Source organism: Brevundimonas sp. UBA7507 (assembly GCF_002478355.1).
Classification (GTDB): domain Bacteria; phylum Pseudomonadota; class Alphaproteobacteria; order Caulobacterales; family Caulobacteraceae; genus Brevundimonas; species Brevundimonas diminuta_D.
Genome location: NZ_DLNP01000014.1, coordinates 52,349 through 64,504, shown reverse-complemented (window position 1 = coordinate 64,504; position 12,156 = coordinate 52,349). Strand labels below are relative to the sequence as shown.

Sequence of the window (12,156 nt, the reverse complement as noted above, 5' to 3'; positions counted from 1 at the left end):
GAGCTTGGCCGCGTCGCGGGCGCGTCGTCAACCGATGTTCACTCTGCGGCTTGGACCTCTCCGTCCTGGACGATGCGGACCACGGCCAGGTCGGCGGTGACGTTGCCCAGGGTGCGGAAGATGTCGGGCACGACCTCGACCGCCAGCAGCAGGGGCAGCAGTTCCAGCGGCACGCCCATGGCGATGCAGATCGGGGCGATAGAGGCGAAGAAGCTGGCTTGCCCCGGCAGCCCCACCGTGCCGATCGAGATCAGCACCGCCGTCAGCATGGCGGCCAGCAGTTGTCCCGCCGAAGGCTCCAGCCCGAACAGATGGGCGCAGTAGATGGCGACGCCTAGGTTGGCGACCGGGCTGGTGATGCGGAACACCGCCACCGCCAGCGGCAGGACCAGACCCGCCGTCGCCCGCTTGACGCCCAGCATGTCCACCGACCGCTCGACCATGACCGGCAGGCTGGCCAGGGACGACTGGGTCGAGAAGGCCACCACCTGCGCCGGCGCCGCCGCCCGCGCGAAACGGCCCAGCGACACCCGCCCGAAGATCACCGCCAGCGGATAGAAGATCAGGCCGATGCCGATGCAGGCGAGCGAGATCAGCGCCACATAGTGCAGCAGCACCCCCGCCGCGCTGGCCCCCGCCGTCAGCCCCACTCCGATCGACAGGGCGAAGACGCCCAGCGGCGCCGCCTTCAGCACCCAGCGGACGATGACGATCATCGTCTCGCCCACCGCCTCGAAGAAGGTGATCAGCGGAACCCGCAGCCGTTCGGGCAGGCCCGAGGCCGCAAAGCCGAAGAAGACCGCGAACACCACCATGCCCAGGATGGCGTCCTCGGCCGCCGCGCGGATCGGGTTGGACGGGGCGATGGTCTTGACGAACTCGCTGAACGGCGCGCCCGCGCCCAGACCCTCGGCGCCCTCGGGCTTGATGGCCAGCAGCAGGCGCGCGCCCTCCGGATCGATCGGCCAGACGGCGTGCAGGCCATAGGCCGCCGCCACGGCGTAGACCGTCGCAAAGACGATCAGCCCCCCGAACCACGACACCGCCCTCAGCGCCAGCCGCCCGGTCCGCGCCGCATCGGCGATGGAGGCGATGCCCGTCACCAGCAGGCTGAACACCAGGGGGATGATCGTCATCCGCAGCGCATTCAGCCACAGCTGGCCCAGCGCCTGAATGAAGTCCGCCGTGACATGGCCGCCCGGCAGGCCCCACTTCTGCGCCGCCGCCCCGGCCAGCAGGCCCAGCACAAGCGACAACAGCACAAGCGTGCTGAGGGAGGTCAGAAAGGAGCGCGCCGATTTCATGACCGCCACGCTAGCAGCCGCCGCGCCGCGCGCCAGCGGAAATCAACCCTCTTCCCCCGTCACCCTCGGGCTTGTCCCGAGGGCCTATGGCGGCTGCAAGCTGAAGGGCGCGTCGTTTTCATACCTGCGCCTCCAACATCCCGCGCCCAGCCAAGGGGGAACGCTGGGCCCTCGGGACAAGCCCGAGGGTGACGGTGTCGGACCGCAGCGTCCTACTTCGGCGCGCCCGAGTTGGCCGGGTCCAGCGGCAGGCCCGCCGCCTGACGCGCCTTCATCACCCGCAGCCAGCCGTGCATGGCCTCTGAATCCAGCCCGTGCATCATCAGCCGATAGCCCGCCTGCAGCGTCGACAGCGCCACCAGCGGGTGGCCGTTCTTGACAAAGGCCATGTGGTAGCTCGTGCCCAGAATGCGGGCGATATAGATGGCCATCACCTCGTCCAGCTGCAGCGAACTGGACGCCCGCACGAAGTCGTCCCTCGGCAGCATCAGGGCGTAGATGGGGGTGTAGAACTCCACTGCCGTCTGCACGTCGACGAAGTTGTGCCACTTGCGCGGAAACTCCTCGAACGGCGGGAATTCGTCCGAGATCATGGAGAAGTCGATGCGCTCGGGCGGCGTCAGCTCGCGCCCCTCGGCGCGCAGGGCGGCGTTCATCTCGATGACGAAGTTGAAGATGTTCAGGTCGTGCTGAAGGAACAGGTCCGGCTCGATGTCCTTCAGCCGCGTCGGCGTCAGCGGCCACTTCGTCACCTTGTCGCCGACGCCTGCATTCTCGCGCACGAAGGCCGTCAGCTCCGACCCGACGTGGAAGTGGCGCAGGATCACCCGGTTGCCCTCGGGCGTCACAAAGGTCCGCAGGCCCCAGTGGATGGTCTTGTGCAGCAGGCCGTTCAGGTTCGGATATTTCGGCGAAATGACCCGCGCTACCTTCACCAGACAGAAGAACAGGAACACCAGCGGCCGCGCCACCGGGAACAGCCAGCGCCGCGAGCGCGACCGCGCGCCCAGCAGCAGGTCGCGCTTGGCCCCGTCGTCGATCGGCAGGCTGTGATCCAGATACAGCGCCATCCACGGATCGGGATCCTTGGGATCGAACCGCGCGGGGTCGAACGGATCCTCCCCCGGCTTGTAATATCTCACGCCGCGATCTCCTCGATCTGCAGGGCGTAGAGGCGGGCGGTGACGCGGGCCGTCGTCACGATGCGTTCGGCGATGAAGGGATCGGGCAGCACCATGCCCAGCATCTCCTCAAACTCCTTCATGTGCTCGGCGTCGTTGTCGCCGTGATACAGCAGGAAGCGCACCGCCTCGTCGGGCAGGGCCAGCCGCTCCTGCACCTTCAGGCCCCACGGCCGCGCCTTTATCGAGCCTAGCCCCTCGATGATGAACATGGCGCCCAGCAGGCCGAAGGGATCAGGCTTCGACGCCTCATGGAACATCCACGCCGACAGGGCCTCGGACCCCACATTCTTCGGCGCCGACTGAATGTCCTCCAAAGCGCCGCCCGAGGCTGTGAAGTCGGCCTCCAGCAGGCGAAAGTCCCGATGCTCCGTCACCGCATGACGCATCAGGGTCGAGCGCAGCTCCAGATGATCCTCGCCGATGTTGGACGCCGCCCGGCTCATCCACAGCGCCCCGTCCTTCACCTGCTGGCGCAGGTTGATCAGGAAGGCGTGGTAGTCGGCCAGTTCGAACCGCCCCCGCGTCAGCTTGCGGATCAGGGGCGTCGCCTCCAGCCGCTGTTCGAAGTCAGCGAAGACGACCGCCAGCTTCCGTAAGGTATCGGCCACCGCCGCCTCGGCTTCGCGTTCCGCCATCACACAATCTCCAGCATCATGAAGCCGATCATCGCCCGCCCGCTCTCGGGCACGATGCACAGCACCTTGTCTCCGCGCTTTCCGCGCCCCGACTTCTGGAAGGCGTCCAGCATGACCCAGATCGAGGCCGAGCCGACATTGCCGCTGTCCGGCAGCGTCGTGAACCACTTCTCTTCGGGGATCATGGCGGCGGTGCTTTCCAGCAGGCCGACAATCTCCTGACGCAGCGACCGCGCCGAGTAATGACACAGCAGATGGTCGACCTGATCGGGCGCGATCCGCCCAGCGTCCACCTTCTCCAGCCAGACGCCGATCCAGGCGCGAATGACGATCTTCAGCAGGTCGAAGTCCTGCAACAGGGCCACCGCCCCCGCCGCATGGGCGGCCGCCGGCCCGGCGTGGCTCCAGGCGCTGGTCATGTCGGCGCGCGCTTCCGGCGTCGATCCGGCCCACATGCAGGGATCAAAGCGCCCGGCCAGGGAGGTCATGTCGATCCATTCGACCTTCAGGCTCAGGCCGTCGGGTTTCGGCCTCGGCTCCATCACCACGGCGCCCGCCCCGTCCGACAAGGTGAAGCGCAGGAAGTCCGCCTCGATCCGCGCGCGGCCCTTCTCGTCCACCAGCGCCGTGCCCTCATAAAAGGCCGGCCGGAACCAGCGCGAAGAGAACTCGCCGGCGCAGGCGGCGGCTGCGTCCGCCTCTCCCGCGCGCACGCTCAGCCACGCCCCCTTGGCCGCCATCAGGGCGCTGGCGCAGACCGACTGATAGCTGAACGCCTCCAGCGGCCCGGCGCCCAGTTCGGCCTGAACCGCGCTGGCGTGACCGGGCACCAGATAGTCGCCCTGCGTCGCCGCCGCGCCCAGATGCTCAAGGTCGCCCAGGCTCAACCCCGCCTCATCCAGCGCCGCCCGCACCGCCCCGGCGCACATGGAGGCGTTGGAATGCAGCGGCTCGCCCTCAGCATTCAGGGCGTAGTGCCGCCCCTCGATCCCGTTCCAGCGCAGGGCGCGCCGCCCGACGGCGGACGCCCGCCCGCCGATGCGGCCGATGAAGTCCTCCATCCGGTCATTGCCGATCCGCTCGCCAGGCAGGACGGCGCCGGTCCCGGTGATGAAGACGTCGCGAAGCTCACTCATGGTTGCGGACCTTGGCGACCCGCCCCACTTCGCACAACCCGGAAACTGCCGTTTCAAAAGCAGAAAGGGCGGCGAACCGAAGTCCGCCGCCCTCTCCTCAACCTGAAATCAGGTCAGGCCTTAGAAGGACTTCGTGAGGTTCACGAAGGCCGTCCGGCCCAGGTAGTCGTAGCCCGAGTACAGCGGGGCGTTGCCGACCCGGTTGTTATAGCCCGACGAGATCGTCGGCGGGTCTTCGTTCAGCAGGTTGCGAACGCCGGCCGTGACCGTCCAGCCTTCACCCGTGTACTGAACCGAGGCGTTGTGCAGGTAGTAGTCATCGACTTCCAGATCGTACTGGCTTGCCGCCGGATCCTTGATACGACGGTAGCCGTAGTCGTCCATGCCCTGAACCCACTCGACGCCATAGCGCACGCGCCACTTGTCCCAGGCATAGGACAGATCAGCCGTGCCGGTGAACTCGGGGTTGTTCAACATACCCTTATACTCACGCAGCGGATCTTCGGCGAACAGCTTGCTCGAGATCTCCGTGTATTGAGTGACAGCAAGATTGAACAGAACCGATCCCGGACCGACGTCTTTGCGATAACGCGCAGTGTAGTCCAAGCCCTTGACGATGTCGGTCGCCAGGTTGACGTAGCCGTTCTCGACCGTCAGGCGCTTGTCTCCGGCGTCGCGCGACACGAGCGAGCAGAAGCCCACGTCAGCCGCGAACTCAGCCGGGGTCGAGTTGTAGCAACGCTCCAGAATGTTGGCGGCGCCGTATTGGGCCACGCCGTTCTTCACTTCGATCTCGTAGTAGTCGACAGCGAAAGCGAAGTCCCCCCAGCCTTCCGGCAGGGTCGGACGCAGAACCAGACCGACCGTCAGGTTGGTCGAGGTTTCGGCCTCAAGACCGGCTTCGGCGCCGCCCTTGGTGATGACTGCGACGCTCGACTTCTGCTGGAAGTCAGCCGACACGCCGTCAGCCGCGCAGTTGGCGATCAGGGTCGGCGTAGCCGATTTCGGATCAACTTCGCTGCAGGGGTCGAAACCAGCGGCCTGGAAGCCCGAGGTCGCGCCCACGAACTGCTCGAACAGCGCCGGAGCGCGATACGAGGTGCCGTAGGTAGCGCGGAACGTCAGCATGTCGATCGGCTGATAGACCAGACCCACCTTGTAGGTCGTGTCGTCGCCGTAGGAGTCATAGTCCGTGTAGCGGAACGACGCGTTCAGAGTCAGTTCCTTGGCGAACGGCTGATCACGCAGCAACGGCGCTTCGATTTCGCCGAAGACTTCCCACACCGAGTCCGAACCGCGGGTAATGGCCGAGGTCGAGTAGTTGTAGGTGTTGCCCAGCTGCGAATCGAGACCCGGCGTGTCGTCGATCTCCGCATCACGCCACTCGGCGCCGAAGAAGCCCATGACCTTGCCGGCCGGCAGGTCGAACAGCGGACCGTCGATGCCGAGGCTGACGATCTTCTCTTCATACTCCGTCACGCCCTTGACCGGACGGAAGACATAGTCTGTCCAGGCCTTAGGCAGAACGCCGCCGATGACTTGCGAGCTCAGCTTCGGCGCGGCGACGCAACCGGGGTTCGACGCCAGTTCACGGCACTGGAAGCCGCCAGCGCCATTCGGAACGACATCCAGGCTTTCAATCAGGTGGTTCGTCAGGAACTGGTGGCTGGTGTATTCCGAACGCGACTTGGAGTAGCTGGCCGCCAGGTCGTAGCGCCATTCCGGGATAAAGAAGTCACCCTTGAGGCCGACGACGTTGCGGTTGAAACGCTGCTCTTGCGTCGAGGTGTCGTTGCCGAAGCCGATGAAGGCGCGAACGCCGATGTCGGCGCCCTTGTTCAGGCCCTGATCACCCGAGAAGGTGCTGAAGGACAGGTCCGAGGGGATCAGCGGGCTGCCCTTGGCGTAGTCAAGCGCCAGCTGACGGTAACCCGTCTGCGACGACTTGCGCTGGTTCAGCAGGAATTCGCCATAGACTTCGGCGTTGCCCAGGGCGTTCAGCTGGTAGCCGCCTTCACCGTAGATGGTGGTGATCTCGACCGGCGAGATCAGCGAGCGGTTCAGCATGCGGTCATCGAACGTGTCGCGCACGTTGACGTTTACGCCCGTGCCGCCGACGCCTTCATAGCCGGCCATGTCGCCGGTCACGCCCGAGTTCGGACGGAAGCGGTTGAACAGGACGTTGGGCGCGCCTGCGGCAGGGGTGCCCGCCACGCCGTTGAAAACACGGTTGCCGTCATCGTCCAGCCCGCCGTCGACGCCGACGCCGATCGTGTTGATCGACGAACCGTTCGAGCCGGTGCTCGTGATCGGATAGCACTTGGACTCGCCGGTCAGCGGGTCGATGAAGTCGCGACCGAGGCGACGGCCGTCGGTCTGGCAGCGCGTGAATTCACGGTCGCGCAGGGTCAACTCGTCGCGCTCATAGCGCTCGATCGAGCCGGCGGCGCGCCAGCGGTCGCCACGGGCGCCGGCCGTCAGCGACAGACGGGTCGAGCCGCCGTTACCGTTGGCTTCCAGCGGCTCGTTGCGCTGGGCTTCAAAGACCAGACCTTCGAAATTCTTGCGGGTCTGGATGTTGACCACGCCGGCCACGGCGTCCGAGCCGTACACCGACGAGGCGCCGTCCCGCAGGACTTCGACGCGGTCGATCATGGCGGTCGGCAGCACGTTCAGGTCGGCCGAGCCGACCGAGCCGCGCGAACCGGCCGGCGAGACGCGACGGCCGTTCAGCAGCACCAGGGTGCGGCTCGGGCCCATGCCGCGCAGGCCGATGGTGTTGGCGCCGGGGCCGCCGTTGGTGACGTAGCCGCCGTAAGAGTTATTGATCTGGGCGGAACCGCCCGTGACGGCCGTGCTCTGCAGAGCTTCCGTCGTCGAGGCGAAGCCTTGCAGCGTCGCTTCTTCGCGCGTCACGACCTGCGTGGGCGAAGGCGCGTTATAGTTGTCGCGACGGATACGCGAGCCGACGACGACGATTTCGTCGACCTGGGTCGCTTCCTGGTCAGTATTCGAAGCGCTTTGAGCAAGCGCCGTCCCCGGAATAAGCATGGCCATCGACAGTGCGGCGGCCCCAGCCGCCATCGTCGTGCCCAGCAGGTAGTCTTTACGAGTGCGCATAAGCCTCTGTGTACCTGTTAATCGTTACTGAACATCACGTCGTTCTGTGAACAACGCTGAAAACCAATGTTCGTCATCACGCTTCTTGGCTGCTGCAATGGCTATGGCTGGGGCGTCACAGCATCAACCAATTTCTTTCAAAAAATCATTGTTAGGAGAAATTATGAGGCATTTTTGACGCGCAAAGGCCGAGTTCGGACCGCTATCTCGTCCTTTTCGACCACATTTTGCTCAAATATGTTCTGAATAAGTTGAATTCGCCTCATTTACGGCGACATGAAAGCGTGACTGTGGCGCATGTGAGTTCAACCTGTGGTGGCGCGCTCGCGTATTCTGGCCCCGCCTCGCCCCGCCGGGCCTAGCGCCTTGCACGCGCGCGCATTACCTTGATGTTCATGGCCCGTTCTCCCGCGAAACCGACCAAGTCCGTTCACACGCCTAATCCGGGGATGCAGGAGGCGCCGGTCGCCTTCGACCACGGCCGCATGCCGATGTTCGCGCCCGTGAACGGCCCGCGCCTGACGCCCGAGGAAGCGCCCGCCGCCCCGGCCGACTGGGTGCCTCACCGCCCCGACCGGCCGACCAACAAGAAACGCATCCCCTTCCGGCTGGAGACGAAATACCAGCCCGCCGGCGACCAGCCCTCGGCCATCGCCGAGCTTGTGGCCCAGGCCGAGGCGGGCGATCGCGAACAGGTGCTGCTGGGCGTCACCGGCTCGGGCAAGACCTTCACCATGGCCAAGGTGATCGAACAGACCCAGCGCCCGGCCCTGATCCTGGCCCACAACAAGACGCTGGCGGCCCAGCTCTATTCCGAGTTCAAGGCCTTCTTCCCCGACAATGCGGTCGAGTATTTCGTCAGCTACTACGACTACTACCAGCCCGAGGCCTACGTCCCGCGCACCGACACCTACATCGAGAAGGACTCGTCGATTAACGAACAGATCGACCGGATGCGCCACGCCGCCACCCGCGCGATCCTGGAGCGGGACGACGTCATCGTCGTCGCCTCGGTCAGCTGCATCTACGGCATCGGCTCGGTCGAGACCTACACCGCCATGACCTTCAACCTGAAGGTCGGCGACCAGATCGACGAGGCCAAGCTGCGCGCCGACCTGATCGCCCTGCAGTACAAGCGCAACGACCTGCATTTCGAGCGCGGCATGTTCCGCAAGCGCGGCGACACGCTGGAGATCTTCCCCGTCCACCTCGAGGACCGCGCCTGGCGCATCAGCCTGTTCGGCGACGAGATCGAGGCCATCGACGAGTTCGATCCCCTGACCGGCAAGAAGACCAATGCGCTGGACGAGGTCACCGTCTACGCCGCCAGCCACTACGTCACCCCGCGCCCGACGCTGAATCAGGCCGTCAACGGCATCAAGGCCGAGCTGAAGGAGACGCTCGACTGGATGGTCGAGAACGGCAAGCTGCTGGAGGCCCAGCGGCTGGAGCAGCGCACCCGCTTCGATCTGGAGATGATGGAGGCCACCGGCTCCTGCGCCGGCATCGAGAACTACAGCCGCTGGCTGACCGGCCGCGCGCCGGGCGAGCCGCCGCCGACCTTCTTCGAATACATCCCCGACAACGCCCTGCTGTTCGTCGACGAGAGCCACGTCACCGTCGGCCAGATCGGCGCCATGTATCGCGGCGACTACCGCCGCAAATCGACCCTGGCCGAGTACGGCTTCCGCCTGCCGTCGGCCATCGACAACCGCCCGCTGAAGTTCGAGGAATGGGACGCCATGCGGCCCCAGACCGTCTTCGTCTCGGCCACCCCCGGCGCCTGGGAGCTGGACAAGACCGGCGGCGTCTTCACCGAACAGGTCATCCGCCCCACCGGCCTGATCGATCCCCCGGTCGAGATCCGCCCCGTCTCCGGCGCGACCCGAAACCAAGTCGACGACGTCATCGACGAGGTGAAGGCGACCAGCCGCGCCGGCTACCGCTCCCTGGTCACCACCCTGACCAAGAAGATGGCCGAAGACCTGACCGAATACATGCACGAACAGGGGGTGCGCGTCCGCTACATGCACTCCGACGTCGACACCCTGGAGCGGATCGAGATCCTGCGCGACCTGCGCCTCGGTTCATTCGACGTGCTGATCGGCATCAACCTGCTGCGCGAGGGCCTCGACATCCCCGAGTGCGGCCTGGTCGCCATCCTCGACGCGGACAAGGAGGGCTTCCTGCGTTCGGAAACCTCCCTGATCCAGACCATCGGCCGCGCGGCGCGCAACGTCGACGGCCGCGTCATCCTCTACGCCGACCGCATGACCGGCTCGATGGAGCGCGCCATCGCCGAGACCGACCGCCGCCGCGAGAAGCAGCAGGCCTACAACCTCGAACACGGCATCACGCCCGAGACGGTCAAGCGCGACATCAAGGAGATCCTCGAGAGCCCCTATGAGTCCCGCGACCTGGACCGCCTGACCCGCCCCGGCGTCGCCGAGGAGGCCAAGCCCTTCGTCGGCTCCAACTTCCAGGCCGCCCTCAAGGATCTGGAAGGCCGCATGCGCGACGCCGCCGCCAACCTCGAGTTCGAGGAAGCCGCCCGCCTCCGCGACGAAATCAAGAAGATGAAGCTCCTCGACCTCGAGTTCGCCAACGAAGCCCTGACGGGCGCGGGCGAGGAGGTCGACAGGTCCGCCCCCAAACGCTGGCGCAAGGAGGCTGCGGCCGAGAAGGCGGAGGCGTTCAGGAAGGGGCGGTAGGAGCCTTCCTTCTCCCCCTGCGGGAGAAGGTGGCGGCCGAAGGCTGACGGATGAGGGGTCTCGCAACGCCTGCCGACAACCGGCCTTCACTCAACCGCCAGAAACCCCTCATCCGCCCCTGCGGGGCACCTTCTCCCGCAGGGGGAGAAGGGACGCTTTTCGGCAACCGAGACACGGGCTAGCCTCGCCGTATGAACGACTGGCTGCACTCTCGCGCCAAGGCGATGCGTCGCAAACCCGCCCTCTATGAGCGGCGGCTGTGGGCCATCCTGCGGGACCGGCGGCTGGAGGGGCTGAAATTCCGACGGCAGGTCGTGATCGGGCGCTACGTCGCCGACTTCGTCTGCCTGCGGCATCGCCTGATCGTCGAGGCCGACGGCCCGCAGCACGATGCGCGCGCCGAGGACGCCGCCCGCGACGATTGGCTGCGCGGTCAAGGATTTCAGGTGCTGCGCTTCCCCAACCCGCAGATCGAGAACCGCCCCCACGAGGTGCTGGCGGCGATCATCGCGACGGCCGATGAAAAGCTGACGCGCGACTAATCCCTTCTCCCCCTGCGGGAGAAGGTGGCCGAGCGGAGCGAGGTCGGATGAGGGGTCTCGCTGTGATTGGCCGATCGCCTTCGTCCTCGGGTGAGAAACCCCTCATCCGTCGGCCTTCGGCCGCCACCTTCTCCCACAAGGGGAGAAGGACGAACCCGCCAACCTCCTCGCCCCAACCCCGGCATTTTCCCGCCTTTCCCCCTCCGCCATCCCCTTTCAGCCCGCCCTACCTCGCTCCCATGCCACCCTGCCCTCGTTCCGTCGCATGGAGGGCTCGTGAGGCCTGCGACCTTGCGGGCGGCGGGAGCGGATGGAGCGGGGTTCTTGTCGGACCGCGCGGCGTCCGTCGCGGTCTCCGGTCAAGGGCAGAGCCCAGCGGACAGGTCGCGGCGGGCTCTGGCGCGCGGTTCACAGATGCAGCGGACGGAGCCAGGGCGAACGCCTGAACCTTCGCCCCGTGGTCTCAAGTAGCGCGCAAGCGCGATAGACCACAGCAGCAAGACAAGAAGCCGACGGGGCCTAGCGACGGGGCGTTCGACCCGTCCGTCAGAGAGGTTCCGGCCAGGGTCGCGGGGGTTACGCGGACCGTTCCGGGAGGCCTGTCGCAAGCAGGCCCCCGCCCGCCGCGGGCGCCGGGGGTAGCCGATAAGACCGGCGCCTGCCCCGAGCTCGTGGAAGCCCGTCCGCGCGGAGCGTCTGTCGGCGTCGAAACGGTAATACACATCACACTCCGGGCGTCGGCCCGGCGCTCCGCCCAGCCCTCCAACCGCCCGCCGAAAGGCGCGGCGGCCATCCGCGTTCCTTCTCCTCTTGTGGGAGAAGGAACGCCTGCGCCGACTGTTCAGCAAAGAGAAAGAGACCCCCATGACCCGTCCCCGACCGCCGCGCGCCGCTGCGCCCCCGCCTGTCCCCGACGACGACCGCCCCCTGCATCCGGCCGAGGAGCGTCGGCTGCGACGCGAGCTGGCCAGCCGCATCGACCACCTGTGGGCCATCGCCGAGCGGCGTCGCGCGCGCTGGGCGACGCCGCCCTTCATCCCCGATTCATGAGGCCCGGATCATGAGGCTTACGGGCAACATGGCCGCGCGCCCTCGAGCTTGGCCGCAAAATGGGATGCGACCTTGCGGCGAAAATGCGGCATGATGCGTTCAGGAGAGACTCGATGACCAAGTCCAGCAATGAATCCGACGCCCGCGCCGCCCTGCGCGTGGTCTCCTCGCCGGAAGCCGAGGTCTATGACCTGATGCGCGCGCCCGAAACCACCGCCGAACGGGTCAAGCGCCTGCAGGCCGAAGCCCGCGCCCTGGCGCTCGAACAGGTCGAGGCCCTCGAAGCCGCCCTGTGCAAGGCCGCCGACATGGCCAAGGAGATCGCCGACGGCGGCGACGCCTATCCCGTCGGCGCCCGCGAACTGGCCGCCCGCCTGGTCCAGGATCTGCCCGCCAAGGCCGAGACCATGAAGGCCATCGTGGCGAAAAGTCATCCTTAATTTAGGGGCGCTATCGCTCGCGACGCGGTCGCTC

General features: G+C 66.5%; 9 protein-coding genes. 4 read left to right on the top strand and 5 right to left on the bottom strand.

Annotated features, from left to right (window positions below):
* Nucleotides 1-38: 38 nt before the first annotated feature.
* The 5 genes from B3D50_RS10935 to B3D50_RS10915 form a co-directional block, all read right to left on the bottom strand.
* Nucleotides 39-1,304: a dicarboxylate/amino acid:cation symporter gene (locus B3D50_RS10935; protein WP_286951336.1), complete on the bottom strand. Its 1,266-nt coding sequence runs from the start codon at nt 1,302-1,304 to the stop codon at nt 39-41.
* A gap of 212 nt (nt 1,305-1,516) precedes the next feature.
* Nucleotides 1,517-2,446 carry a DUF6999 family protein gene (locus tag B3D50_RS10930; protein WP_286951214.1) on the bottom strand — a complete coding sequence of 310 codons (930 nt, stop codon included), beginning with the start codon at nt 2,444-2,446 and terminating at the stop codon, nt 1,517-1,519.
* On the bottom strand, nt 2,443-3,183 hold the full coding sequence (locus tag B3D50_RS10925) for an iron-containing redox enzyme family protein (protein ID WP_269298755.1): 741 nt from the start codon (nt 3,181-3,183) through the stop codon (nt 2,443-2,445). The genes B3D50_RS10930 and B3D50_RS10925 overlap by 4 nt, the downstream gene beginning before the upstream one ends.
* Complete coding sequence (locus tag B3D50_RS10920; RefSeq protein ID WP_286951213.1) at nt 3,123-4,259, bottom strand: 3-oxoacyl-[acyl-carrier-protein] synthase III C-terminal domain-containing protein; 1,137 nt, start codon at nt 4,257-4,259, stop codon at nt 3,123-3,125. The genes B3D50_RS10925 and B3D50_RS10920 overlap by 61 nt, the downstream gene beginning before the upstream one ends.
* A gap of 120 nt (nt 4,260-4,379) precedes the next feature.
* Entirely contained in the window at nt 4,380-7,379 is a 3,000-nt protein-coding gene (locus tag B3D50_RS10915) for a TonB-dependent receptor plug domain-containing protein (protein WP_286951211.1), read from the bottom strand.
* Between the two features lie 395 nt (nt 7,380-7,774).
* On the opposite strand from B3D50_RS10915, the gene uvrB reads away from it, so the two are divergent.
* From uvrB to B3D50_RS10895, 4 genes are all read left to right on the top strand, one after another.
* The gene (uvrB, locus tag B3D50_RS10910) at nt 7,775-10,090 is read left to right on the top strand and encodes an excinuclease ABC subunit UvrB (protein ID WP_286951210.1); all 2,316 of its coding nucleotides are present in this window, start codon (nt 7,775-7,777) and stop codon (nt 10,088-10,090) included.
* Nucleotides 10,091-10,281: 191 nt separating this feature from the next.
* On the top strand, nt 10,282-10,632 hold the full coding sequence (locus B3D50_RS10905; protein ID WP_286951209.1) for an endonuclease domain-containing protein: 351 nt from the start codon (nt 10,282-10,284) through the stop codon (nt 10,630-10,632).
* Nucleotides 10,633-11,496: 864 nt separating this feature from the next.
* Nucleotides 11,497-11,682 (top strand): hypothetical protein, encoded by a 186-nt coding sequence (locus tag B3D50_RS10900; protein ID WP_286951208.1) that lies wholly within the window; start codon nt 11,497-11,499, stop codon nt 11,680-11,682.
* 113 nt (nt 11,683-11,795) lie between these two features.
* A complete protein-coding gene (locus tag B3D50_RS10895; RefSeq protein WP_003166105.1) occupies nt 11,796-12,122 on the top strand; it encodes a hypothetical protein in 327 nt (108 codons plus the stop codon).
* Nucleotides 12,123-12,156 lie beyond the last annotated feature (34 nt).

Coding starts and splice junctions, on each gene's coding strand:
- B3D50_RS10905 (WP_286951209.1), top strand. CDS start 10,282: ATGAACGACTGGCTGCACTCTCGCGCCAAGGCGATGCGTCGCAAACCC.
- B3D50_RS10935 (WP_286951336.1), bottom strand. CDS start 1,304: ATGAAATCGGCGCGCTCCTTTCTGACCTCCCTCAGCACGCTTGTGCTG.
- B3D50_RS10915 (WP_286951211.1), bottom strand. CDS start 7,379: ATGCGCACTCGTAAAGACTACCTGCTGGGCACGACGATGGCGGCTGGG.
- B3D50_RS10900 (WP_286951208.1), top strand. CDS start 11,497: ATGACCCGTCCCCGACCGCCGCGCGCCGCTGCGCCCCCGCCTGTCCCC.
- uvrB (WP_286951210.1), top strand. CDS start 7,775: ATGGCCCGTTCTCCCGCGAAACCGACCAAGTCCGTTCACACGCCTAAT.
- B3D50_RS10895 (WP_003166105.1), top strand. CDS start 11,796: ATGACCAAGTCCAGCAATGAATCCGACGCCCGCGCCGCCCTGCGCGTG.
- B3D50_RS10920 (WP_286951213.1), bottom strand. CDS start 4,259: ATGAGTGAGCTTCGCGACGTCTTCATCACCGGGACCGGCGCCGTCCTG.